Here is a 20824-nt window from a genome sequence, read left to right on the forward strand (position 1 = left end):
CTGTGTCGTTGAAATGACTGTACAGGTAGTGTACAAGAAAAGTACAGATATTGATTGCAAGGAGCGATGGCATGGGGCACTCAGCACGTTCGGGAGGCTCGTGGGCGGTTCTGTGGCTTGGTCTGGCCGTGCTGCTGGCCGGCTGTGGCGGGACCTTTCCCCAGCCCGGTCCTGGGGCGACGTTCGAGGATGGACTGACGGCGGACGCCCTGTTCCAGCGCACGCTCGCGGCGCACGGTGGAGATCTGCGCGCGTTCGACGGCGACCTCAACCAGGCGACCGATGGCGAATGGGGGCGCATGATCCAGCGCATCCAGCCGCTGGTGGCCGACGCGGGCTACCGCGGGGTGGGGGAGGAGCGCTTCCGCCCCGCCGATGATCTGTACGCCCTCCACTACACCGGGCCGGAGGGCACCAAGAGCGTGCACCGCCATGGCGACGTGTTTCGGGTGTACTACGACGGCGAGCGCAGCACGGATCCCGAGCGGATTCGTGCCAGCGCGATGACCACGGATGCCGGCGAGCTATTTCATTACGGACCCAGCTTCGTGAAGCATCGGGCAACGGGTTTCGAGCGCCTGGAGGATCGGCGCGAGGGCGGGGTGCCCTATCGGCGCGTCCTGGCCACCCTCGAGCCGGGTTTTGGCGAGGCCGACCGGGACCAGGTGGTGATGTGGATCCATCCGGAGACGGACCTGCTCTATCGCGTGCACATCACGCTGAACGGCTTTGGACCGACCCAGGGTGCCCACGTGGACACGACCTTCCTGGAGTATGCCGAGGTCGAGGGATTCACCTTGCCGACCCGCTTCGAGGAGCGGGTGCGGGGCCCGCTGCGTCTGTTCGTGCACGAGTGGTGGGTTACGGGACGTGACAGCAACCGCGGCTGGTCAACCGAGGATGTGCGCGGTCCCGGGTTTTCCGGCGCGGCGGGCGCGGCCGCGGCCGACTCTCCCGCTCCGTGATGGGCGCCCGGACATGCCATCATTCACCGATGACGACCGAAACGAGCCGGAACAACACCGAATCGGCGAGTGAAGCGCCCACCCCGGACGCGAAACCGGCAGGCACGACCGCGGCCTGGGGCAGCTGCTCGGCGGAGCCCTACTGGCTGGAAGTCGCGGAGGAGCTGGGGCTGGATCCCGAGATGGGCCCCGGGATGGACTCTGGGCCGGTGCCGGAATCGCCTTCGTCCTGAATGCGGTGGATCACCGCGAGGGCCGTGCGCCGGCTGTAGTCGTGGATCTTCCAGTGGTCCGGCATCCAGCCGACCAGGAAGCGGTAGAAGTCGGCCTGGGCCACCGGGAACAGTGCGCGCCACTCGCGCTCGACGGCCCCGGCCACGTCTCCCTTGCCCTCCGCGTGCAGGGCCTTGCCCAGGGCGGCGAAATAGACCTCCAGCAGTTCGGCCTCCCAGGCCTCCTGTTCCCGTTCGTCCAGGCAGCTCCCGAGGAAATAGGCCACGTCGCGCATCCCGCAGCCACCGCCTGCGTACTGGAAATCGACGGCGGCGACGGCGTCGGCCCCGGGCGTGAAGCAGAAGTTCGCGACCTTGGCGTCGCCATGGACGAGCGTGCGGTGGCGGGCACCGGTCAGGGCGGCGTCCAGCACGGGCGCCGCGGCGCGAATCGCCGGGTCCTCGATGGCGGCCCATTCGTCCGGGCGGGTGGCCAGGTGCCAGTAACTGCCCTCGGGCCACAGCCCCTTCGGGGCGTGTCCCAGGAAGCGTGCATGAAAGCGGGCCAGCCAGTGCAGGCAGTGCTGCGCCTCGGCGCGGGTCAGGTGTTCCTTGCGCCGCGCAAAGCCGGCGGCGTCGAGGTCTTCCAGCAGGAGCAGGTGCTCGTCGCCGATGGTCCCGGTGGCCAGGCAGTGGGGCACACGGCTAACGGGGTTGCAGAGGCCGGTCCAGTCGCGATACCAGGCCATTTCCACCTGGTAGGAGCGAACCTTGCGCTGATGCGAGCGGTCGTTGCTCCAGCCCCGCGGATGGTCCATTGCGTCGGGGAAGACCACGTGCTTGAGGATGACCGTCGGCTGGTCGGCCCCTTGCAGCCGGTAGCGGACGATCTCCCCGTAACCGCTCCACAGGGTCTGGATCACCTGCTCGCGTTCCGCCTGGCGGGCGCCGGTGGCCTGCCGGACAAAGTCGGTGGTGCGGGCGCTCATCGGCGCGGGGGCAGGGCGCGGCAGCTCCAGAACACGCCGACCATCTCCAGCATCGCCGCGTCGTCCCGCGTCCAGAACACGATGTCGTCGGTGGGGTTGGCGTAGCGTCCGCCGTAGGCGGTCTCGGTGGCCTGCAGGCGGGCCCGGGCACCATTGAAGGCGAGCAGGGCCTGGTTGTCTTCGAAGGTGGCGGTGAACTCGGGCCCGTAGGCGCAGATGTAGGACACCTCGCGCGGCGCGTCGTCGCCGCGGGGCAGTGCGCTGCAGCCGGCGAGCAGGACGATTCCGGCGAGGACGAGGAGTGGGCGCACGCGGTGGCCTCCGGTGGATGGTGTGCCATCGTAGCCGCTGGGCGGACGCCCTTGCATGTCTCCCTGCGGTGCCGGGGTTGTTGGCACGCAGTGATCAGGCGCTGTGGCCCGACTGCGCGCCGGTTGCCGCGGGTCGCGCGAGCAGGCGTTCGCAGTCCGCCGCTGCCTGCGGGCGGGCAAACAGGAAGCCCTGCAGGGTCTGGCAGCCCTCCGCCTCCAGGAAGTCCTTCTGTGCCGCGGTCTCCACGCCCTCGGCGACGGATTCGAGACCGAGGTTGTCGGCCAGGCCCAGTATGGTGCGGACGATGGCGGCATCACTGGTCCCGGGCGCCAGATCCGCGATGAAGCAGCGGTCGATCTTCAGCACGTCCAGCGGGAAGCGGCGCAGGTAGGCCAGCGAGGAATACCCGGTACCGAAATCATCCAGGGCCACCCGCACGCCCCGCTCGCGGAACTGGCCCAGGGTACGGATTACCTGCTCGATGTCGGCCATCAGCATGCTTTCGGTGACCTCCAGTTCCAGGGCATTGGCGTCCAGCCCCGTCTCTTCCAGCACACGGTCAATGCAGTGGGCCATTTGCCGATCCCGGAACTGGGGGGCGGCCAGGTTCACGGACATCCGCACGGCGGGGAGTCCGGCCTGATGCCAGGCCCGGCACTGGCGGCAGGCCTCGGTCAGGATCCACTGGCCCAGCTCGACGATCAGCCCGGTCTCCTCGAGGATCGGGATGAAGCCGCCGGGCGAATGCACCGTACCGCCGGGGTCCATCCAGCGCAGCAGGGCCTCGACGCCGACGACGCGCCCGTCCTGCGCGGCCACCCGTGGCTGGTAATGCAGGAAGAACCCCTCGTGGTGGTCGACCGCGCGCCGCAGCTGACCCTCCAGCGAGACGCGCTTGCGCACGTCGCTGTTGAGGTCGCCGGAGCAGAATTCGATGGCATTGCCCTCGGTACGCTTGGCCTGATGCATCGCCGATTCGGCGCGCCGCATCAGGTCGGCGATGTCGCGGGTATCGTGCGGATACACGGCGACCCCGATCGAGCCCGGGACGTAGAGTTCGTGTTCCCCGGCCTTGATGACCCGGCGCAGGGGTTCCAGCAGGCGGGTGACCGATCCGGCGACCGCGCCGGGTGCTTCCACCGGCAGCAGGGCGCCGAACTCGTCCCCGCCCAGTCGGGCCAGGACGCCGCCCACGGGCAGGCGGTTCTCCAGCCGCCGCGCCACATGTTGCAGGACCTCGTCACCGGTGGCCTGGCCCATGCCTTCGTTGACGCTCTTGAAGCGGTCGAGCCCGATATGGGCGAGTACCAGCGGGCGTCCCAGGCGTTCGGCATCCACCACGGCCTGCTCGGCGCGCTCGGCAAACCGGGTCCGGTTGGGCAGGCCGGTGAGGGCGTCGTGATAGGTGATGAAATGCAGCCGCCGCTCCGCCTCGCGGCGCTCGGTAATGTCGTGCACCACACCGGCCATGCGCTGGGGCCGGCCTCGGGAGTCGAAGTCCACGCTACCGCGCTGGTGCACGATGCGGACGCTGCCATCGGGGCGGACGATCCGGTGTTCGATGTCGTAGTCCGGGCCCTCCGGGGTCAGGGCCGCGTCGACGGCATGCTGCACGCGCTCGCGATCGTCCGGATGCACGGCCCGCATGAAGGCCTCGTGGGTCGCGCCCCACTGGTCCGCTTCGAGGCCGAAGATCCGGAAGACTTCGCTGGACCAGCGGATCCTGCCGGCCTCGAAATCCGAGATCCAGTTGCCCAGATGAGCAATCTGCTGGGCCTCCTGGAGTTCCCATTCACGCTGCTCCAGGGCCTCGCGCGCGGCCTGGCGCTCGGTGATGTCCTGGAAGGAGACCACCGCGCCGGTGACCCGGTTGCGGGAATTGAACAGGGGGGCCACGTTGATCAGTACAGGAAACCCGTGCCCGGCGCGGCTCCAGAAGTATTCCTCGCAGGCCTGCAGCGGTTCCCCGGTACGCAGGACCCGGTACACGGGGCATTCCGTGGCCGGGAAGGGCTGGCCATCGGGGCGGCTGTGATGGGACAGCTCGTGCGAGTTGCGGCCCAGAGCTTCTTCCTCCGTCGCAAACCCCAGCAGTTCGCGGGCGGCGGGGTTGAGGAAGGTGTAGTGACCGTCGGCATCGATGCCGAACACGCCTTCGGCCAGGCTCCCCAGGAGGTTGTCGCGCAGGGACTCGGTCTGCCGGCGCTCGGTGACGTCGATGCCCAGGGTCTGGAAGTGGGTGATCCGGCCGGCCCCGTCGAAGAACGCGCGGCTGGTCCAGCGAACCCAGCGGTCCGCGCCATCGCCGCGCTGGACGGGGTTTTCGATGGTGCGCACCGGGGCATCGGGGGTGTAGCGCAGCAGGTCGGCCCGGTTTTCCGCCTGGCGCTCGTCGGGCAGGTCGTGGATCCAGCGGTGGCCCACCAGCCCGCCGGGCGGGGCCGCGAAGAATTCGTGGGCGGCCTGGTTGGCATAGAGGATGGTCGTGTCGGGGTGATAGCAGATGATGATGAAGGGGTGATGTTCCACCAGTTCCTGGTACTGGATCTCCACCCCTGACGAATCGCTCATGCACTTCCCCCTGTCGGTCGCGGTTTCGGTGGCCCCTTCCCACCGATCGCGTCTTCCGGAGTCTGGCAGGAGGTCCGCGACCGCGCAAACGGTACTTCAGAGGGAGATTTGGCTCGCGCTACGCGACCGCCTGTCGCCGGATGCGGGAGCGCCCGTAGAGGTCAGTGCGGGTCCTCGCGGGACTCCAGCTGATCCAGCGGGTCGTGGTCATCCTCCTGTTGACGCACCCGTCGTGCGTGCAGGCCGGGATCGGCGAGCGAGGGGTCGGCCTGTACATTGCGTACCACCAGAAAGGTCCACACGGTGGCAAACCCCCACAGAAAGACCCCGATGGCCAGCGGGAAGGCGGCGTGCCCCGAAGCACCCCCGAGGCCGGTCCACAGGGCATAGGCAATGGAGACCAGGGCCGCGGCCCAGACGATGGCGATGGGGGCGGCGCAGCTGTGGGCGGCGGCACCGTAGCGGTAGGCCGCGATCGGGGGCAGGGTGATGCCGAGGGTTCGGTATAGCGCGGGTTCGCGCGCGGGGTCATGCAGGCTGGTCATGTCCGTTTCGCCCTCCCGAGTGCCGGATTCCCCGGAGTCTGGTCCGAAACCGGGGCGTTTTCCAGATGACGGCGCGTAGCGCCCGGCGGAATCGGGTATGGATCACGGATTCGGGCGTTAGCGGCCGATCGTGTCCCCGTCACGCACGCGTATCGGTTTTCTCTGGGATCGCTGGCGATGGCAATGGTTCAGCCGGCCCTCGGGGAGTCCGTGATCGCGATCCGGTTGCGGCCATTGCGCTGGGCCTGATACAGCGCGCGGTCCGCGGCCTCGACCAGCCGCGCGGTGCCGCCCGTCGCGTCCGGGATGCTGCTGCTCACCCCGGCGCTGGCGGTGAGCGTCGGGGCAACGCGCGAACTGGCGTGCGGGATCGCCTCGTCGCGTATGCGCTGGAGGCAGCGTTCGGCGAGGGTGTGAGCACTCTCCCGATCGGTGTCCGGCAGGATCAGCACGAATTTCGCCCCGTCCCCGTGTGCCACCGGGTGTTTCGGGCGGGTTCGCGCTCATGGCGAAAGGCGTCCTTGTGCCGTCTTTCAGCTTGTTGTGAGTGGCTGGATCAGCAGCTCGAGGCGCGGGGTCCGGACGGGGCTGCCCGGGTTCGTGTTCACTGTGCCGGTACCCATACTGCGCAGTACCAGCCGCTCGGGTGCCACGCCGGCATCCTGCAGGCGCTTGCCCGCGTTCAGGGCATCGCCTGCGGCGGGGGTCTCCGCGCCGTCGTCGGAGTCGGGGTCCGGGCCGTCGCGATAGGCCACGAGGGTGATCAGGCTGGCGCGGAATTCGTGGAGCAGGTGACCAATGGTGTCCAGCGCATGGGCCTGGCCGTTGCCTTCGTTCAGGGTGACGTGGATGCCCGCGTCCCGGTGCTCGATGGTGGCGGGCTGCCCGGCCAGCTCCTGGCGCAGCCGGGCGCCGAGGACATCCACGTAGTAGCCCACGCGGGCCGGCTCCAGCGTCTCGTGGCCCTGCTCGCGCAGGGCCACGCGGCGTTCGCTTTCCGCGTGCTCGGAGGTGGCCAGGCTCAGCGCCGCGGCCGAGGGTTCCTCGGGCGTGGCCTCGTCGGCCGCAGGGGTGTCCGCGGCCCCGTCCGGGTCGGTGACCGGCTCGGCGGTCGTGGCAGGGCGGTCCTCGGTCGCGGCCGGGCGTTCCTGTTCTACCGGCAACAGACCGCAGCCGGTGGCGGTTGCCGCCAGCAATAGGGCCAGTGTCAGGGCGCGTCCCGGCAGGCGCGGGGTGGGGATATTGGGCATGCTCTCCTCAGTGGTTGCGGCACCAGTCCAGGAAGGCCGCGGCGGGCAGGGGGCGGCTGTACAGGTAGCCCTGTCCGCCGTCCACGCCCTGCTGGCGCAGCCATTCGGCCTGGTGGGGCGATTCGATGCCTTCGGCGACGATGTGCAGCTTCAGGGAACGGGCCATCTCGATGATGTGGCCGATCACGCTGCTGGTTACCGCCTCGTGGGCGATGGCATCGGCGAAGGTCTTGTCGATCTTCAGTGTATCCAGTTCGAAATGTTCCAGATAGGAAAGGCTTGAATATCCTGTGCCAAAGTCGTCGATGGCGATGCGGTGCCCGCGCCCGCGCAGTTCCCGCAGGCGGCCGCGTACGGCGTCTTCGTTCAGCAGCGAGCGTTCGGTCAGTTCCAGCTTGATCGAGGCGGGGGCAACGCCGGCCTCGCGCAGGGCCTTGCGCAGGGCGTCCCCGAAGCGATCGGAGGCCAGGTCGTGGCCGGTAATGTTGAGGTTGATGGTCTGTTCGGTATGCGCCCGCAGGTGATCCCCCAGGTCGTGGAGGATGGCGCGCAGGATCGCGAGGGTCAGGTCGGTGGCCTGTCCGGTGTCCTCGGCCAGGGGCACGAACACATCCGGACGAATGGTCTCGTCGCCCTCGCGGTGCCAGCGTGCGAGGGCCTCCGCCCCCCGGCAGCGGCCATCGGCGAGGTCGACGATGGGCTGGTATTCCACGCTCAGGCGGTCGCGGGCGATGGCCTCGCGCAACTCGCTGGCGAGGCTCAGGCGCCGCCGCAGGTAGTGCACCACCAGGAGCAGCCACAATGCCACCAGCAGCAGCCCGAAGATCCCGGCCACGACAAGGGTTGGCAGGTAGCGCTCCCAGAAGGCCGCCAGTGGCTGCGCCGCGATGATGTCGATGGGAAAGATCGTATCCAGGGAGAAGTGGCTGACCAGGCGCCCCGCGGCATGGTCGACGCTGAGACCGGCGGGCGTGGCGTCGGGCGACGGCAGGTCCGCGTCGGCTGGATGGCGTGTCATGGGCAGGCCTTCGACCCACAGGCCAACCTGCTGGCTGTCCAGCAGGCCGGGGGGCATCAGCAGCCGCGGGTCGATGGCCACGTCGTGCTGTCCGAAGCGCATCAGGAACAGCTCGACACCGCCCACGGCGGTTGCCGTGCTCGGCCACCAGGCGATCACGCCACTGTCATAGATGCGGCTGGCCCGGGGCGGGGTCAGGGCCTCGCCCTGGACGAATCCGGCCCCGCACTGGCGTTCCGCCGCGCGCCAGTAGCCGATGGCCCGTACATGCGGCCGGGCCATCGCCACATCCTGCAGGTGTTCCAGGTGTTCCGGCGAGCAGGGCTCCATCTCCAGCTGGTTCAGGGTGTCCAGCAGGTCGCGGGCATCGACCAGGGTCGCCTCGGTCCCTTCGCCCAGGCGCTGGGCGAGTTCGGCCAGGCGTTTTTCCTCCGCCACCACGGACTCCTGCCAGAGGAACCAGGCCAGGGCGGCGAGCGGCAGCAGGATGCCGAGCAGGGCCGCGGCCGAGACCGAGAGCAGGACCTTGTCGCGTCGTGTGATCATGGTGGCCGTGGAAGAGGCGGGACAGTTGAAGCTTAGCATGCGCCCGGACGAATTCCGGGGCGGGCGCGGCGCTTTGGCGCGGCATTCGGAGCCGTCTATGCTCGAAGGGATACCAGTCGGTTCGGGGGTGCCCGATGAACACGAAGACGGAACCCACCCAGCCCGGAACACGGGCCGAAGCCGCTGTTGCCGCGCCGCGCAGCCGCCTCAGCATGCACGAAGGCGTGACCGCGTCCTGTGACTGCTGTTCCTGCGAGGCGGAACCCTACTGGGCGGAAGTCGCCCGGGAACTGGGGATCGACCTGGAGTCCGAAGTGGGTGCGCAGGGAGATCGGGGCTAGTCGCAGGTCCCGACGGAGTCGCGGGCGCAGATGCGGCCATCGGTCCAGATGCTGCGCCCGAGCCGGGCCCCGTCCAGGCGTGCGCCCGCGAGGTCGGCCCCGGTCAGGTTGGCATGCGCGAGATTGGCGTCCTCGAGGTTGGCGTCGACCAGGTGCGCCCGGATCAGGTCCGCCCCGGTCAGGTTGGCGCCGGCGAGATCCGCACCCTCCAGGCTGGTCAGGGTGAGATCGGCGAAGCGCAGATCGGCGTCCGTGAGGCGGGCACCGTGCAAGCGCGCGCCGGCCAGGCGGGTGTTGTGCAGGGATGCGCCCGTCAGGTCGACGCCACGCAGGTCGGCGCCGGCCCGGTCACAGTAGTTCCAGTTGATGCCGGGCGCCGGTGCCGCTGCGCAGTCCGGTCCCGGGTCGCGTTCGAGCGTGATGCCGAAACCGATGAGCAGCGCGAGGGCCAGCGCAACCGCGGAGCCGCCCACGATCCAGGGGCGCGGCCCGCGGATCCAGCCGCTCCAGGGCGGTGGCGGTTGTTCCAGGATCTCGGCCCATTGCTGGCGGTGAGAGAGGGTCTCCGGTGATTCCGGGCAGCGGCGGTCGCCCTTGCGGCGGTCGCGGATCTCGGGCGGCGGGTCGTCGTGACGCCGCTCGCGGCGGCGTTCGTCTTCGCGCAGGCGCGCCTGCTCCAGGCGTTCGCGACCCTCCGGGGTGTGGGCGTTCTGCAGCTCTTCGGGGATCAGGTGCGGGCGCTGGTCGATCCGCCACCAGGTCTCGCCGTCGCGACTGACCTCGTCATCCGGGCACAGGCGGCCCAGGATCAGGAAGCGGCCGATGGAGCGCTGGGGGTAGGGGCCGCAGATATGCTCGCCGCGCCGGGTAAACCACAGTTCATGGCGCCCGTCGCCGGGTTCCGGTAACGGGTCGTTGGGATCGGGCGAGGGATTGGGGGGGTCGTGGGCCACGCTGCTCCTGGATTCCCGCGGGGTCACCTCCGTTGCGACCGATGCCGCGATTATAGGGGATGCCCCCGGGACTCGAGCTGCTCGCGCAGTTCGTCGGCGGCGGGCTGTGCCTTTTCGAGGATCTCGTCAATGCGGTTGAAGTGCAGCAGGCGGATGCCGCCGGTGTCCGGGACGAGGTAAAGATCGGGCGGATCCAGCCGGGTCATGTGGCGGATGATGGAACCCTGCATGATGCTGAAGCTCTTGAACAGCAGGTCCGTGATGCCGATGTCCTCGGTGTCGTTCTGCGCGCCGTTGCCGGAGACATCCACGGCGATGACATAGTCGTACTGGCCCTGGAGCAGGTCGTAGGGCAGCGGGTTGGAGGCGCCTCCGTCGATCAGGTAGCGGTCATCGCCATGTTGCACCGGTTCGAACAGTCCCGGAACGGCCATGCTCGCGCCGATGGCGGCGAAGAGGTCGCCCTCGTCGATCACCACGCTGTCCCCACTGCGGAAGTCGGTGGCCACCACGGAGAACGGGATGCGCAGGTCGTCGAAGTCACGGGCCTCGGTGTGATCGGCGAGAAAGCGCAGGAATTCGCTGGAGTCGAACAGGGCGTTGCGGCCCAGCCGCAGCGGGACCAGGTCCAGCAGCTTGATGTCGGAGCGTGCCAGCCCGGTGAGGGCGTCGAGTTCGGACCCGGCGAAGTCATCGAACAGGTCCAGGATCTCTTCAGCATCCAGCCCAGCGGCATACAGCCCGCCGATCACGGCCCCGATGCTGGTGCCGGTGATGCGGTCGGGGTGCATCTCGAGGTCGTCGAACACCTGGAGGATGGCGATATGCGCCAGGCCGCCGGCGCCGCCCGAGCCCAGCGCCAGCCCGATGGTTGGCGATGACGAATCGGCGCGCTCCGCCATCAGAGGCGCCGGCGCGGCGGACAGCAACAGGGCGAGGAGCAGGACCAGCAGCGGCTTCATGGGGTGGCGTACTTCCGAATCGTGAGGTGCATCCTGCTACCCTGAGCCGGAATGCATCCGGGGGCAAGCCTTTTGGAATCAGGGTATTCGAGTGTGCGGGCCGACAGGATTCCCCGTGGGTTCAAGTGGGCCTATCTCGCCTTTGTGCTGGTGCTGGTGCCGATCTACGCGGCCGTGCACGGGTGGTTCAATTTCCTGTGGTTTTCCAACGTCGCGCTGCTGGGCGGGCTGCTCGCGGCCTGGCTGGAGAGCCGTCGCCTGGCCAGCATGATGCTGGTGGCCGTAGTGCTGCTGGAGCTGGGCTGGGTGCTGGACTTCCTGCTCAGCATGCTGGTCTGGGGCTGGGCGCCGCTGGGCATCGTGCACTACATGTTCAACCCCGAGATTCCGTTGTTCGTGCGCCTGCTGTCGCTGTACCACCTGCCGCTGCCGTTCGTGCTGATCTGGCTGGTCTGGCGCCTGGGTTACGACCCGCGCGCCTGGCGCTACATGGCGGTTCTGGGCTGGGCCATCCTGCTGCTGACCTTTGCGCTGGCGGACCCCGAGAACAACGTGAACTGGGTCCTGGGGCCGGGCGGCCAGGTCCAGGAGTGGATGCATCCGGTCACGTGGCTGGGCGTGGTGATGGCTTTTTGTACCGGGGTCTGGTGGTTGACCCATCTTCTGTTCGGGTGGTTGCTGCCGCGGCGCGGAGTAGAATGAAGTGGTCCGTCGGGTGGTAATGGCGAGGTGCTGCTGTGAGTGAGTCCCTGCATGTGGTGTGTCCGCATTGCGATGCGGTCAATCGAATCCCCGCCGCGCGCCTTGGCGCCGGGGCGAAGTGTGGCCAGTGTCACCAGCCGTTGTTCGTCGGCGAACCGGCGGAACTGACGAGCACGAATTTCCGGCGGCACGTCGAGCGCAACGATATCCCGCTGCTGGTCGATTTCTGGGCGCCCTGGTGTGGTCCCTGCAAGATGATGGCGCCGCAGTTTCGGCAGGCGGCGGGGGAGCTGGAGCCCACCGTGCGGCTGGCCAAGGTGAACACCGAGGCAGCACCCGATCTGGGGCAGCAGTTCGGGATCCGCAGCATCCCGACGCTGGCGCTGTTCCGCGGCGGCCGCGAGCTGGCCCGCCAGGCGGGGGCCATGGGCGCGGCGGATATCGTGCGCTGGACGCGGGGGCAGGTGTAGACGTGGGTCCGGGCCCGGCGTCCAGCGGCCCGTGTTTGCTAGCCCAGTCGGCGCCAGGCCTCGTGGCCGCAGCTCATGCACTGGTACTGGGCCTCGAAGTGTCCCGGTTCGTCCGGGCGTTCGCGGATGGTGCCGTCCTGGAAGGTGAAACTGCGCAGGGTGCAGCGCGGGCATTTCTCGACCGGGTCGCGCGGCGGACGGGGTTCGCCGGATGTCGGCGCGGGCTCGCCGTCCGTGGAGCCGGAGGCCTCCTCCAGCGCCTGATTGAGTTCCCGCGTCAGTTCGGCGGTGAGGCGGTGGGCGGCCTCCGCTCGGTCCTCCCGGGCCATGGCTTCCAGTTCGGCGAGGCGGTCGCGGATGGACTTCAGGCGGGACGCGAGTACGGTCATGGGGATCTCCGGGGTGGTCTGTCCGCGAGCATAGCCGGTTCGAGGTGGCCCGGGGATATCAGGAGTCGCCAGCGACTTGCGGATCCAGGCGCACTACCGTGCGTCCCCGAATCTGTCCCGCGAGGATCTGCTCGCCGTAATGCGGCAGGTCGTCCAGCCCGATCTCGGTGGCCATCGCCTCCAGATCGTGGCCGGGGAGCAATGCGGCCAGGCGTTCCCAGGTCTCTCGCCGTCGTTCGGCGGGGCACAGCACCGAGTCGATCCCCAGCAGGTTGATGCCGCGCAACAGGAACGGCAGGACCGTGGTCTTGAGCTGTGGCCCCCCGGCCAGGCCGCAGGCCGCCACCGAGGTTCCATAGCCCATGCCGGCGAGTACATGGGCCAGCATGTCGCCCCCCACCGTGTCCACGCAGCCGGCCCAGCGTTCGCGCAGCAAGGGCTTGGTCGGGGCATCGGCCAGGTCGGCGCGGGGCAGGATCGTCGACGCACCCAGCTGTTGCAGGTAGTCGGCGTTCTCCGCGCCGCCGGTGACGGCGGTGACCGTGTAGCCCAGGCGGGCCAGCAGACGTACGGCGATACTGCCCACGCCGCCGGAGGCACCCGTGACCAGGACCTCGCCGGCGTCCGGCTGCAGGCCGTGGTCCTCCAGGGCCTGGATCGCCAGCATGGCGGTAAAGCCGGCGGTGCCCGCGGCCATGGCCTGGCAAGCGTTGTAGCCCGCAGGCAGCGGGACGAGCCAGTCCGCCTGCACGCGGGCGCGTTCGGCGTAGCCGCCCCAGTGGGTCTCGCCCACTCGGTAGCCGGTCAGCACAACGGGGTCGCCCGGGCGGTAGCGTGGGTCCGCGGACTCGAGGACCGTGCCGGCCAGGTCGATGCCCGGCACGTGCGGGTAGTCCCGGACCAGGTTCCCCTGGCCCTGCAGGATCATGCCGTCCTTGTAGTTCAGCCCGGAATAGTGCACCCGCAGCAGGACCTCGCCGGCGGGCAGGTCATCGAGCTGGAGTGGGCGGATTGTCGCCCGCGGTCCATCGGGCGTGTGTTCGAGGATCAGGGCCTTGAAGGTATCGGTCATGCGGTCTGGCGTGGTGTACGGATGGGACGGAGAGCCTAACAAAGGTGCGAGCGCGGGACCCGCGCGGCGGGAATGTTGCTACCCTCCAGAGTATGGGCGAGCATCGTGGACGGGCTCCGTCGAACGATTGCGCGGTGCGTGCCGACAGGTATCCCTGTGCGAGGATGGCCATGGCGGACGATCTCCACACGCGTTTCCACACCCTGATCATCGAGCATGCCCCGGTGTGGGTGAACACCCTGGACACCGAGGGGCGGGTGACGCTCTGGAATCGCGCGGCGGAGCGGATCAGCGGCTATCGGCGCGAGGACGTCGTGGGGCATGCCGCGATCTGGGAATGGCTTTACCCCGACGCTGACTATCGCGCGGCGATCCAGGAGGAGGTGGAGGCCATCATTCGCGACGGGCGCGAGATTGCGGGTCTGGAGACCACGATCCGGACGCGCAGCGGCGAGGCGCGCACGCTGTCGTGGGCGGCCCAGCGGTTTTTCGATGATGACGGCACGCTCATCGGGGCCAGTGCGATCGCCGAGGACATCACCCGCCGCAAGCACCTGGAGGCAAGGGCCCAGCGCCAGCAGCGGCTGCAGGCGTTGGTGTCCGCGATCTCCGCCCGGTTCGCCGACCTCGCGGCGGACGCAGTGGACGCGGCCGTAACGGAGGTACTTCGGGACCTCGGCGAGTTCTTCCAGACGGGCCGTGCCTATGTGATCCGGTTCCGTCCGGACGGGGCGACCATGGACCTGGTGCATGAGTGGTGTGCCCCCGGCGTCCAGCCGTTCCTCGACCAGATGCAGGGCATTCCCATGGAGTCCCATGGGTGGGTGACCGGTCACATCCGGCGCCGCGATACCGTGCACGTGCCCGATGTGGACGACCTCCCCCCGGAGGCCGCGGTGGAGCAGGCCGAGTTCCGCCGCCAGATGATCGAGTCCCTGTTGCTGATCCCGCTGATCAGTGATCAGAACGCCTTCGGCATGCTGGGTTTCGACTCGGTGAACCGGCGCTGCGAATGGAGCCCCGAAGAGATCGCCACCCTGCAGGTGGTGGCCGACATCATCGCCGGAACGTTCGCCCGCAAGCAGGCGGAGGCCGAGCTGGCGCGCCAGGCGCGGGTGGATGGCCTGACCGGGCTGGCGAACCGACGCGAATTCGACGCCGTGCTGGAGCGCGAATGCCGCTCTCGCCGCGAGGTGAATCTGGCACTGCTGATGATCGATATCGACCACTTCAAGCCGTATAACGACCGCTTCGGGCATCAGCGCGGGGACGACTGCCTGCGCCGGGTAGCCCGGGTGCTGCGGGAAGCGGCCCACCGGCCCACGGATCTGGTTGCGCGCTACGGGGGTGAGGAATTTGCCTGCATCCTGCCGGACACTACGCTGGAGGGTGCCCGCGCGGTCGGCGAGCGGGTGCGCCGCGAGGTGGAGGCCCTGAAACTGGAACATCCGGACAACGTGACCGCTTCGGTGACGGTCAGTCTCGGCGTCAGTACGGTGAGCGGGGCGCGTTCGACGACCCCGGAGGCTCTGCTGGGCGAGGCGGACCGGCTGCTCTACTGCGCCAAGCGCGAGGGGCGCAACCGGGTCTGCGCGGCGGGGCTGTAAGTGGCCGCGCCCGAGTCGCTATTCGCCGGTTGAGCGCGTCGGGCGCTCGCGCGGGTCGGGCGAGCGCGCGTCGGTGCGCTCCAGCAGGGGTACGACGGGTGTGGACTCGCTGTCCTCGCTGACGAACTGGTCGCCTTCCATCCACGGCGGCGGCAATTGCGGCCGCATGTCCTGGACCTGGGCCAGATTCGGGAACTCGACCTTGGAGAACAGCTCGGCGGCGGATTCCTGTGCCTCGGGGTTCTGCACGGTCAGCACGAAGCCCGTGGCCAGCACCAGCAGGGACAGCTGGAAGCGCTGATCGCGGTAGGTGGAACGTGAACGCAGCAGATCGAGCATCGGATGGTCTCTCGGGAGTCTTGCTTCAGGAGACATTACGCCGGGGCGGGTGGTTCCTTCAAGCGGGCATGAGGAAAGGCCGGGTTTTTGGCTGGCCCGGGGCGCGGCCGGCGGATCTCAGGGTTCGCGGCGGCAGACCAGGAAGACCTCTTCCACTCCCGCGGTGGGCACCATGCCGGGGCTCAGAGCGAGCGGCTTCTGCAGGCGCAGGCCCAGGGGCATCAGGAAACGGTTGTAGACCTTCATGGCGACGGGCCGGTGTCGCTGCAGGAACCACATCCCGAGGTCGGTGAGGCGCGAGGATTTCGGCTTCATCCCGAAGATCGCGCTTTGTTCGATCGTCAGCCCGTGGCGTTCGAGTAGCTGGATCAGATGCGCCGGCTCGTAGCGCCGGTAGTGGCCGACGATGTCGTCGAACGGGGTCCAGTACTCCGGGTGCAGCGGGGTCGAAAGCAGCACCCGGGCCCCGGGCGCGGCCACCCGCGAGAGTTCGCCAAGGGCCGCCTCGTCGTCCTCCACGTGTTCGATGATGTCCAGTGCGCACACCAGGTCGAAGCGGTCGTCGGCATAGGGCAGGGCGGAGATCGGGGCGGTCTGGGTGACACCGCCCCGATGGTCCAGTGCGGCCAGGGCCGGCGGGCTGATGTCGACGAAGTGGGTGTCCGCGATGGGCAGTCGCGGGCGCATGCCGGGCCCCACTTCGAGGCGGCGCTCACGGGATGCCGCGAGACTGGAGACCAGGGTCCAGGTATTGAAGCGCTCGGGGGCTACCAGGCGGGTATCCGCCCACAGGCCATCATAGAAACGCTGATTGACGTCGCCGATGTCCGAACAGGGTTGTGGGGAGGGCTCTCGAGTCACGTAGAGGGCGTGCTGGAATGCGGGACGACAGTCTAACGAACCTGGAGGACGGTGACAGGTTTGCGGGCGTGTAGCGGGAAACCGTTCTCGGTTTGAGGGGGGCGACCGCATGGGTACGCCGTCATGGCCGGCCCGCCCGCCGGCGCGAGTGCTGGCGCTGAATCCAGTAGCGCAGCACCGAGCCGAGCAACAGGAAGATCGCCAGGACGACCAGCGGCAGGAGGGTCCGGGCCTGCAGGACCTCGCCGGTGGTGATGGCATCCGTGGCCTCGTGGATGGCGGTGGCGTAGACGCCCCACTTGACGGCCAGGCCGAGCACGGCCGCCAGCAGGAAGCCGCCCAGTGGCAGGCCGAGGGCCCCGCCGGCGTAGTTGATCATTGAATGCGGGAAACCGGGGAACACCCGCAGCGCCATCTGCGTGGCGACGTGGCCGTGGCGCCGCAGGAAATCCGTCAGCCAGTTGTCCTCGCGGCCATCGCGTTCGGTGCGCGCCAGGCGGGCGGCGACCCGGTAGGCCCCCCAGGCACCACTCGTGCTGCCGATCAGCAACAGGCCGACGGCGACCAGCGGCGGATGGAACGGGGCAATCAGCCATATGACCAGCGTGCCCGGCAGGGCGAAGACGAGCATCAGCGCCATCAGGAGCACCAGCCCGGCGGTGGCCCAGGGGCCGCCCGCGAAGGTCTCGCCCCAGGCCAGCAGGCGGGCCGGGTCCCCCATCCACAGCGCGCTGCCGATGCCCAGCGCGATCAGCAGGACCAGCACGCCACGCCCCAGGGTGGCGCGTGTGATCCGGTGGTGGACTGGCGGCATGGGTTCTCCGTGGCTGCGGCGGGACGATGGTCTCAGGGTAGACGATGCGCACGGGTGGCGTGGATGATCCGTGTTTCCCTCGCATTGCCGCGATGGATGGGTACACTCGGCGGGGTACCGCGAAGGAGCGACGGATTGAGCAAGAAGCTGGAAAACCGGACGGCACACAAGATCCTGCGCGGGCTCAAGTCGCGTTATCCGGTGTTCTACCTGCTGGGCTGGGACGAGGACCGCATGGAGCGGCTGCTGCGCTCGGTCGCGCGCTCGTTCTACGGCGAGGATGGCCACCTGGAGGTCTGGTCGGCGAGCCACGGGTTCGGCGAACACGATGCCCCGGGCGCGCCGACCACCGATCCGGTCGCGGCGGTGGCGCGGGTGGCGGCAGGGGAGACGGAAGCGCCGCGCATGGTCCTGCTGAAGGACCTGCCCACCTGGTTCGACGACAACCCGGCACTGGTGCGCGGGGTCCGCGATCTCTACTACCAGCTGAAGAAGGGTCGCAACGTGGTGTTCCTCAGCTGTCCGCTGCTGAAGCTGCCGGAGATCCTGAAAAAGGAGGTCTTCCTGGTCGAGGTGGACCTGCCCTCGGAGGCCGAGGTGCTGGAGCAGCTCGAGCACACCCATGGCGCCGAGGCGATCCCGCGCGAGCAGTTGTTCCGCCTCGCGGCGGGGATGCGCGGGTTGTCCCTGAACGAGGTCGGGCATCTGAGCGCGCGGCTGTTCCGCGGCCAGCCCCTGCCCGAGGCCGAGATGCTGGCCGAGATCCAGGAGGAGAAGGGCCAGATCCTGCGCAAGGAGAGCTGTCTCGAGTTCTATCCGCCACAGCGCTCGCTGGAGGACATCGGGGGCCTGGAGAATCTCAAGGAATGGGTGCGCACGCGCGCCGACCTGTTCACCGAGAAGGCCTGGAACGACAACGTTCCGCTGCCAGCCGGGGTGCTGTTCATGGGGGTCAGCGGCTGTGGCAAGAGCATGGCCGCCAAGGCCATCGCCACCGCCTGGGGGCTGCCGCTGGTGCGGCTGGACATGAGCCTGGTGCTGTCCGGCAGTTTCGGCACCCCGGAATACGCCTTTGCCCGGGCCACCCGTATCGCGGAGGAGATCGCGCCCATGGTGCTGTGGGTGGACGAGCTGGAGAACGCCTTCGGCTTCGACAGCCACGCCGCCGGCAGCGCCGGCAATGTGAATATCTTCTCGAGCTTCCTCACCTGGCTGCAGGAGAAGTCGCCACGCGTGTTCGTGGCGGCGACCGCGAACCGTATCCAGCAGCTCCCGGCCGAGCTGATGCGCAAGGGGCGCTTTGACCAGTTGTTCTTCCTCGACCTGCCGAACGTGGAGGAGCGCAAGGAGATCCTGCGCATCCATATCGAGCGCCATGGCGGCCACCTCGAGGACTTCAACCTGAACTACATGGCGGCCAGTACCGAGGACTGGAGCGGGGCCGAGATCGAGCAGGCGGTGAAATCGGCGCGCATCGACGCCTACCAGGAGGGCCGGGTATTCAACCAGCGCGACGTAATTCGCAACGTGATCAACACGGTACCGCTGTCGCGGACCATGGTGGAGCAGATCCGCGAGATCAAGAGCTGGGTATTCCAGCGCGCGATCAACGCCTCGAAGCCGGAGACCAAGGGGAACACTGATTGATCTGCACGCTCGCGCTGGCGCCCCGGGTTGTCCGAGACCAGGCGTGGTGCGCAGCGGGTAGTGGTTCTACCCGCCCGTTTCTAATCGATTCGGGGCGCAACGCTGGATCGGGGAACAGGGGGCACCAACGCAGACGTGCGATTCAGTCAGCGTCTCCCTAGCTGACGGGGTGCGGGCTTGCCTGTCCGGCCCCCGGGGCAGCATCGGGTGGGGTGTCCGGCAGGTCGGGTCCGCCCGGGCCGTACAGGGTACGCGAAACCACGCGGTCGCGGCCTTCGCCCTTGGCCTGGTAGACGGCCTGGTCGGCGACCCGGAAGAGGTCGTTCATGCTGACCTCGCGCCCGGCCGGGCGGCTGGTGACGCCGAAGCTTGCGGTAATGGTCAGCCCGGCGGGTTCGAGTTCACGCAGCTGCTGGCGCAGCTCCTCCGCGCGGGTGTGGGCATCGAACAGGTCGCATTCCGGGAGTAACAGGAGGAATTCCTCGCCCCCGAAACGCAGGGCCACGTCGCTCTCGCGTCCGGTGGTGCGCAGGAGTTCGCCGACGCCGACCAGGACCTCGTCCCCGACCAGGTGGCCATGGGTGTCGTTGATCTGCTTGAAGTGGTCGATGTCCAGCAGGATCAGGCTGAGCGGGATGTCGTTCTGGTTGGCTTCGGCGAAGAAACGCGCGGCGCACTCGGCCAGGACGTTGCGGTTACGGAGCCCGGTCAGCGGATCGATCATTGCCATGTCGTAGAGCTTCTGGCGCTGGTCCTGGACCTCCTCGAACAACCGCTTGTTGGCCAGCAGGTTCCCGATGCGGGCGCGGACCTCGTCCTCCAGCACGGGTTTCGTCACGAAGTCGTTGACGCCGAGGCGGAAGAGTTCGGCGCGCCGGTTCTGGTCGTCCAGGCCGGACATGGCCACGATAGGCAGGCTGGTCTTGTCGGGGAACTGCTGGCGCAGCCGACTGACGAGCCCCATCCCGCTGATCTCGCCCTCCACCAGGATGTCGGAGAGCACCAGGTCCCAGGTGCCCCGGTCAAAGGCCTGCAGGGCCTCGTCGGCGCTGCGGAAGTGCGCGACCTCCAGGCCCATTCCCTCGAGGATGCGGATCATCACGCGGGCGACGGTGGGACTGTCCTCCACGTACAGGACGTTCCCCTCGTGGGCGTGTTCCACCGGCCGCCCGTAGCGCGCGGCCTGATGGAACAGGTCACGGATGTTGGTCTTGTCGTGGAGGTCGGTGGCGCCGGCCTCGAATGCCTGACGGCGGATGTCGTGGTCGTGCTGGGTCGTAAGCAGGATCAGGGGCAGGTCATGGCCGGCGGCCCTGGCACGGGCCTGGCGGCAGAATTCCACGCCGGTCATGTCGGGCAGGGTGATCGAGGCGCAGACCAGTTCCAGGTCGTTTTCCTCGATGCGGGCAAGCCCTTCGGCCCCGCTGCTGGCCATGATCGGCTTGTGCCCGGCGGCCAGGACCATGCGGCTCCACAGCGCCCGGAAGACCCGCGAGCGGTCGACGACGAGGATCTTCATGCCGGGCCTCCCGCGGCCGGGCGCCGCAGGGGCGCGCGCGTGGGCTGTGGCCGGGCTGTATTGGTCTTCATGGCGGGTTCCGACTCCGTTCAGGCATCCGCACGAAAACCCGGATGATGCGCGCCTTTGCGCTGCTGTTCAAACCGAAGCAACGGGCGCGGTGGACAGGGCCTGCGGGGGGAGGAACAATGCAGCCAGGCGGGCGAGCGCGCCTAGCCTATGGATCAGGAAGGGAGTCCGGCATGAGCTATCTGCAGCGAATGGGGAGTCTGCTGCGTTTTGGCAAGGCTGGCGAACGGCGCAGGAAGGCACGCCGGGAGGCCGCGCGCGGGCTGCGTGTGCTGGTGGTGGATGATTCGCGCACCGTGGTCGCACTGCTATCCAGCATGCTACGGCAAAACGAGATGGAGCCGGTGGGGGCCGGCGATGCCGAGCAGGCCCTGGCGCTGGCCCGCGAGAACCCGCCGGACCTGATCTTTCTCGACATCATCCTGCCCGGGATGACCGGGTTTGCCATGCTGCGTCAGCTGCGCCGGGACCCGGTGACCGCGAAGGTGCCGGTGATCATGATCAGCGGCAACGAGGACGCGGTGGAGCAGTTCTTCCTCGATCGCATCGGCTCCGATGACTTCATGAAGAAACCCTTCGGTCGCGGCGAGGTCTTCTCGCGGATCGAGCGCCTGGTGGAGCAGGGTCGCCTGCCGGCGCGTCCGCTCCGGTTTTCCGGGTAGAGAAGTCGT

At 68.6% G+C, this 20824-nt stretch carries 21 protein-coding genes and 1 pseudogene; 7 read left to right on the forward strand and 15 right to left on the reverse strand.

Features of this window, described 5'->3' with window-relative positions:
* The first annotated feature begins 71 nt into the window (after positions 1-71).
* Positions 72-965: a hypothetical protein gene (locus F627_RS0111110; protein WP_019584066.1), complete on the forward strand. Its 894-nt coding sequence runs from the start codon at positions 72-74 to the stop codon at positions 963-965.
* A 139-nt stretch (positions 966-1104) separates the two neighbouring features.
* Here the strand turns inward: F627_RS0111110 and F627_RS0111115 are convergent, their stop codons facing one another.
* The 7 genes and pseudogenes from F627_RS0111115 to F627_RS0111145 all read right to left on the reverse strand — a co-directional run bounded on the left by F627_RS0111115 (position 1105) and on the right by F627_RS0111145 (position 8408).
* Positions 1105-2166: a phosphotransferase gene (locus tag F627_RS0111115; protein WP_019584067.1), complete on the reverse strand. Its 1062-nt coding sequence runs from the start codon at positions 2164-2166 to the stop codon at positions 1105-1107.
* A complete protein-coding gene (locus tag F627_RS0111120; protein WP_018866090.1) occupies positions 2163-2477 on the reverse strand; it encodes an MliC family protein in 315 nt (104 codons plus the stop codon). Before F627_RS0111120 ends, F627_RS0111115 begins: the two co-directional genes overlap by 4 nt.
* Before the next feature lie 94 nt (positions 2478-2571).
* Complete coding sequence (locus tag F627_RS0111125) at positions 2572-5049, reverse strand: EAL domain-containing protein (RefSeq protein ID WP_026332094.1); 2478 nt, start codon at positions 5047-5049, stop codon at positions 2572-2574.
* A 161-nt stretch (positions 5050-5210) separates the two neighbouring features.
* Positions 5211-5594 carry a hypothetical protein gene (locus F627_RS0111130; protein WP_018881116.1) on the reverse strand — a complete coding sequence of 128 codons (384 nt, stop codon included), beginning with the start codon at positions 5592-5594 and terminating at the stop codon, positions 5211-5213.
* Between the two features lie 188 nt (positions 5595-5782).
* A pseudogene (locus tag F627_RS0111135) lies at positions 5783-6088 on the reverse strand (diguanylate cyclase domain-containing protein); the annotation flags it as partial.
* A gap of 39 nt (positions 6089-6127) precedes the next feature.
* A complete protein-coding gene (locus F627_RS0111140) occupies positions 6128-6844 on the reverse strand; it encodes a hypothetical protein (protein WP_019584070.1) in 717 nt (238 codons plus the stop codon).
* 7 nt (positions 6845-6851) lie between these two features.
* Positions 6852-8408 carry an EAL domain-containing protein gene (locus F627_RS0111145; protein ID WP_026332095.1) on the reverse strand — a complete coding sequence of 519 codons (1557 nt, stop codon included), beginning with the start codon at positions 8406-8408 and terminating at the stop codon, positions 6852-6854.
* Positions 8409-8542: 134 nt separating this feature from the next.
* On the opposite strand from F627_RS0111145, the gene F627_RS15740 reads away from it, so the two are divergent.
* Positions 8543-8749, forward strand: coding sequence for a hypothetical protein (locus tag F627_RS15740; RefSeq protein ID WP_018866096.1), 207 nt, complete (start codon positions 8543-8545; stop codon positions 8747-8749).
* On the opposite strand, the gene F627_RS0111155 is transcribed toward F627_RS15740, so the two are convergent.
* Together F627_RS0111155 and F627_RS0111160 are read right to left on the reverse strand one after the other, a co-directional pair.
* On the reverse strand, positions 8746-9702 hold the full coding sequence (locus F627_RS0111155) for a pentapeptide repeat-containing protein (protein WP_019584072.1): 957 nt from the start codon (positions 9700-9702) through the stop codon (positions 8746-8748). The two genes, F627_RS15740 and F627_RS0111155, sit on opposite strands and share 4 nt — an antisense overlap.
* 50 nt (positions 9703-9752) lie before the next feature.
* Entirely contained in the window at positions 9753-10664 is a 912-nt protein-coding gene (locus tag F627_RS0111160; RefSeq protein WP_019558563.1) for a patatin-like phospholipase family protein, read from the reverse strand.
* A gap of 144 nt (positions 10665-10808) precedes the next feature.
* Between F627_RS0111160 and F627_RS0111165 the strand changes: the two genes are divergently transcribed.
* Both F627_RS0111165 and trxC read left to right on the forward strand, forming a co-directional pair.
* A complete protein-coding gene (locus F627_RS0111165) occupies positions 10809-11366 on the forward strand; it encodes a hypothetical protein (protein ID WP_018866099.1) in 558 nt (185 codons plus the stop codon).
* 35 nt (positions 11367-11401) lie between these two features.
* The gene (gene trxC, locus F627_RS0111170; RefSeq protein ID WP_026279188.1) at positions 11402-11836 is read left to right on the forward strand and encodes a thioredoxin TrxC; all 435 of its coding nucleotides are present in this window, start codon (positions 11402-11404) and stop codon (positions 11834-11836) included.
* Positions 11837-11874: 38 nt separating this feature from the next.
* Here trxC and F627_RS0111175 read toward each other — a convergent pair whose 3' ends face one another.
* Together F627_RS0111175 and F627_RS0111180 are read right to left on the reverse strand one after the other, a co-directional pair.
* Positions 11875-12225, reverse strand: a complete 351-nt coding sequence (locus F627_RS0111175; protein ID WP_018866101.1) for a hypothetical protein — start codon at positions 12223-12225, stop codon at positions 11875-11877.
* Positions 12226-12283: 58 nt separating this feature from the next.
* Positions 12284-13297 carry an MDR family oxidoreductase gene (locus F627_RS0111180; protein WP_019584073.1) on the reverse strand — a complete coding sequence of 338 codons (1014 nt, stop codon included), beginning with the start codon at positions 13295-13297 and terminating at the stop codon, positions 12284-12286.
* Positions 13298-13467: 170 nt separating this feature from the next.
* Between F627_RS0111180 and F627_RS0111185 the strand changes: the two genes are divergently transcribed.
* Positions 13468-14904, forward strand: coding sequence for a diguanylate cyclase (locus tag F627_RS0111185; protein ID WP_018866103.1), 1437 nt, complete (start codon positions 13468-13470; stop codon positions 14902-14904).
* Between the two features lie 18 nt (positions 14905-14922).
* On the opposite strand, the gene F627_RS0111190 is transcribed toward F627_RS0111185, so the two are convergent.
* The 3 genes from F627_RS0111190 to F627_RS0111200 all read right to left on the reverse strand — a co-directional run bounded on the left by F627_RS0111190 (position 14923) and on the right by F627_RS0111200 (position 16918).
* A complete protein-coding gene (locus tag F627_RS0111190; RefSeq protein ID WP_018866104.1) occupies positions 14923-15243 on the reverse strand; it encodes a hypothetical protein in 321 nt (106 codons plus the stop codon).
* 117 nt (positions 15244-15360) lie between these two features.
* Positions 15361-16104 (reverse strand): class I SAM-dependent methyltransferase, encoded by a 744-nt coding sequence (locus tag F627_RS0111195; RefSeq protein WP_018866105.1) that lies wholly within the window; start codon positions 16102-16104, stop codon positions 15361-15363.
* A 121-nt stretch (positions 16105-16225) separates the two neighbouring features.
* Positions 16226-16918 carry a VTT domain-containing protein gene (locus tag F627_RS0111200; RefSeq protein WP_018866106.1) on the reverse strand — a complete coding sequence of 231 codons (693 nt, stop codon included), beginning with the start codon at positions 16916-16918 and terminating at the stop codon, positions 16226-16228.
* 135 nt (positions 16919-17053) lie between these two features.
* Between F627_RS0111200 and F627_RS0111205 the strand changes: the two genes are divergently transcribed.
* Positions 17054-18565, forward strand: coding sequence for an AAA family ATPase (locus tag F627_RS0111205; RefSeq protein WP_019584074.1), 1512 nt, complete (start codon positions 17054-17056; stop codon positions 18563-18565).
* Positions 18566-18722: 157 nt separating this feature from the next.
* On the opposite strand, the gene F627_RS0111210 is transcribed toward F627_RS0111205, so the two are convergent.
* Complete coding sequence (locus tag F627_RS0111210) at positions 18723-20084, reverse strand: diguanylate cyclase (RefSeq protein ID WP_019584075.1); 1362 nt, start codon at positions 20082-20084, stop codon at positions 18723-18725.
* Positions 20085-20326: 242 nt separating this feature from the next.
* On the opposite strand from F627_RS0111210, the gene F627_RS0111215 reads away from it, so the two are divergent.
* Positions 20327-20815, forward strand: a complete 489-nt coding sequence (locus tag F627_RS0111215) for a PleD family two-component system response regulator (protein ID WP_018877607.1) — start codon at positions 20327-20329, stop codon at positions 20813-20815.
* The last annotated feature ends 9 nt before the right edge of the window (positions 20816-20824 follow it).

This window comes from Thioalkalivibrio sp. ALE16 (genome assembly GCF_000381305.1).
GTDB lineage: Bacteria > Pseudomonadota > Gammaproteobacteria > Ectothiorhodospirales > Ectothiorhodospiraceae > Thioalkalivibrio.

Coding starts and splice junctions, on each gene's coding strand:
- F627_RS0111180 (WP_019584073.1), bottom strand. CDS start 13,297: ATGACCGATACCTTCAAGGCCCTGATCCTCGAACACACGCCCGATGGA.
- F627_RS0111145 (WP_026332095.1), bottom strand. CDS start 8,408: ATGATCACACGACGCGACAAGGTCCTGCTCTCGGTCTCGGCCGCGGCC.
- F627_RS0111110 (WP_019584066.1), top strand. CDS start 72: ATGGGGCACTCAGCACGTTCGGGAGGCTCGTGGGCGGTTCTGTGGCTT.
- F627_RS0111115 (WP_019584067.1), bottom strand. CDS start 2,166: ATGAGCGCCCGCACCACCGACTTTGTCCGGCAGGCCACCGGCGCCCGC.
- F627_RS0111130 (WP_018881116.1), bottom strand. CDS start 5,594: ATGACCAGCCTGCATGACCCCGCGCGCGAACCCGCGCTATACCGAACC.
- F627_RS0111175 (WP_018866101.1), bottom strand. CDS start 12,225: ATGACCGTACTCGCGTCCCGCCTGAAGTCCATCCGCGACCGCCTCGCC.
- F627_RS0111140 (WP_019584070.1), bottom strand. CDS start 6,844: ATGCCCAATATCCCCACCCCGCGCCTGCCGGGACGCGCCCTGACACTG.
- F627_RS15740 (WP_018866096.1), top strand. CDS start 8,543: ATGAACACGAAGACGGAACCCACCCAGCCCGGAACACGGGCCGAAGCC.
- F627_RS0111210 (WP_019584075.1), bottom strand. CDS start 20,084: ATGAAGATCCTCGTCGTCGACCGCTCGCGGGTCTTCCGGGCGCTGTGG.
- F627_RS0111190 (WP_018866104.1), bottom strand. CDS start 15,243: ATGCTCGATCTGCTGCGTTCACGTTCCACCTACCGCGATCAGCGCTTC.
- F627_RS0111125 (WP_026332094.1), bottom strand. CDS start 5,049: ATGAGCGATTCGTCAGGGGTGGAGATCCAGTACCAGGAACTGGTGGAA.
- F627_RS0111160 (WP_019558563.1), bottom strand. CDS start 10,664: ATGAAGCCGCTGCTGGTCCTGCTCCTCGCCCTGTTGCTGTCCGCCGCG.
- F627_RS0111185 (WP_018866103.1), top strand. CDS start 13,468: ATGGCGGACGATCTCCACACGCGTTTCCACACCCTGATCATCGAGCAT.
- F627_RS0111215 (WP_018877607.1), top strand. CDS start 20,327: ATGAGCTATCTGCAGCGAATGGGGAGTCTGCTGCGTTTTGGCAAGGCT.
- F627_RS0111200 (WP_018866106.1), bottom strand. CDS start 16,918: ATGCCGCCAGTCCACCACCGGATCACACGCGCCACCCTGGGGCGTGGC.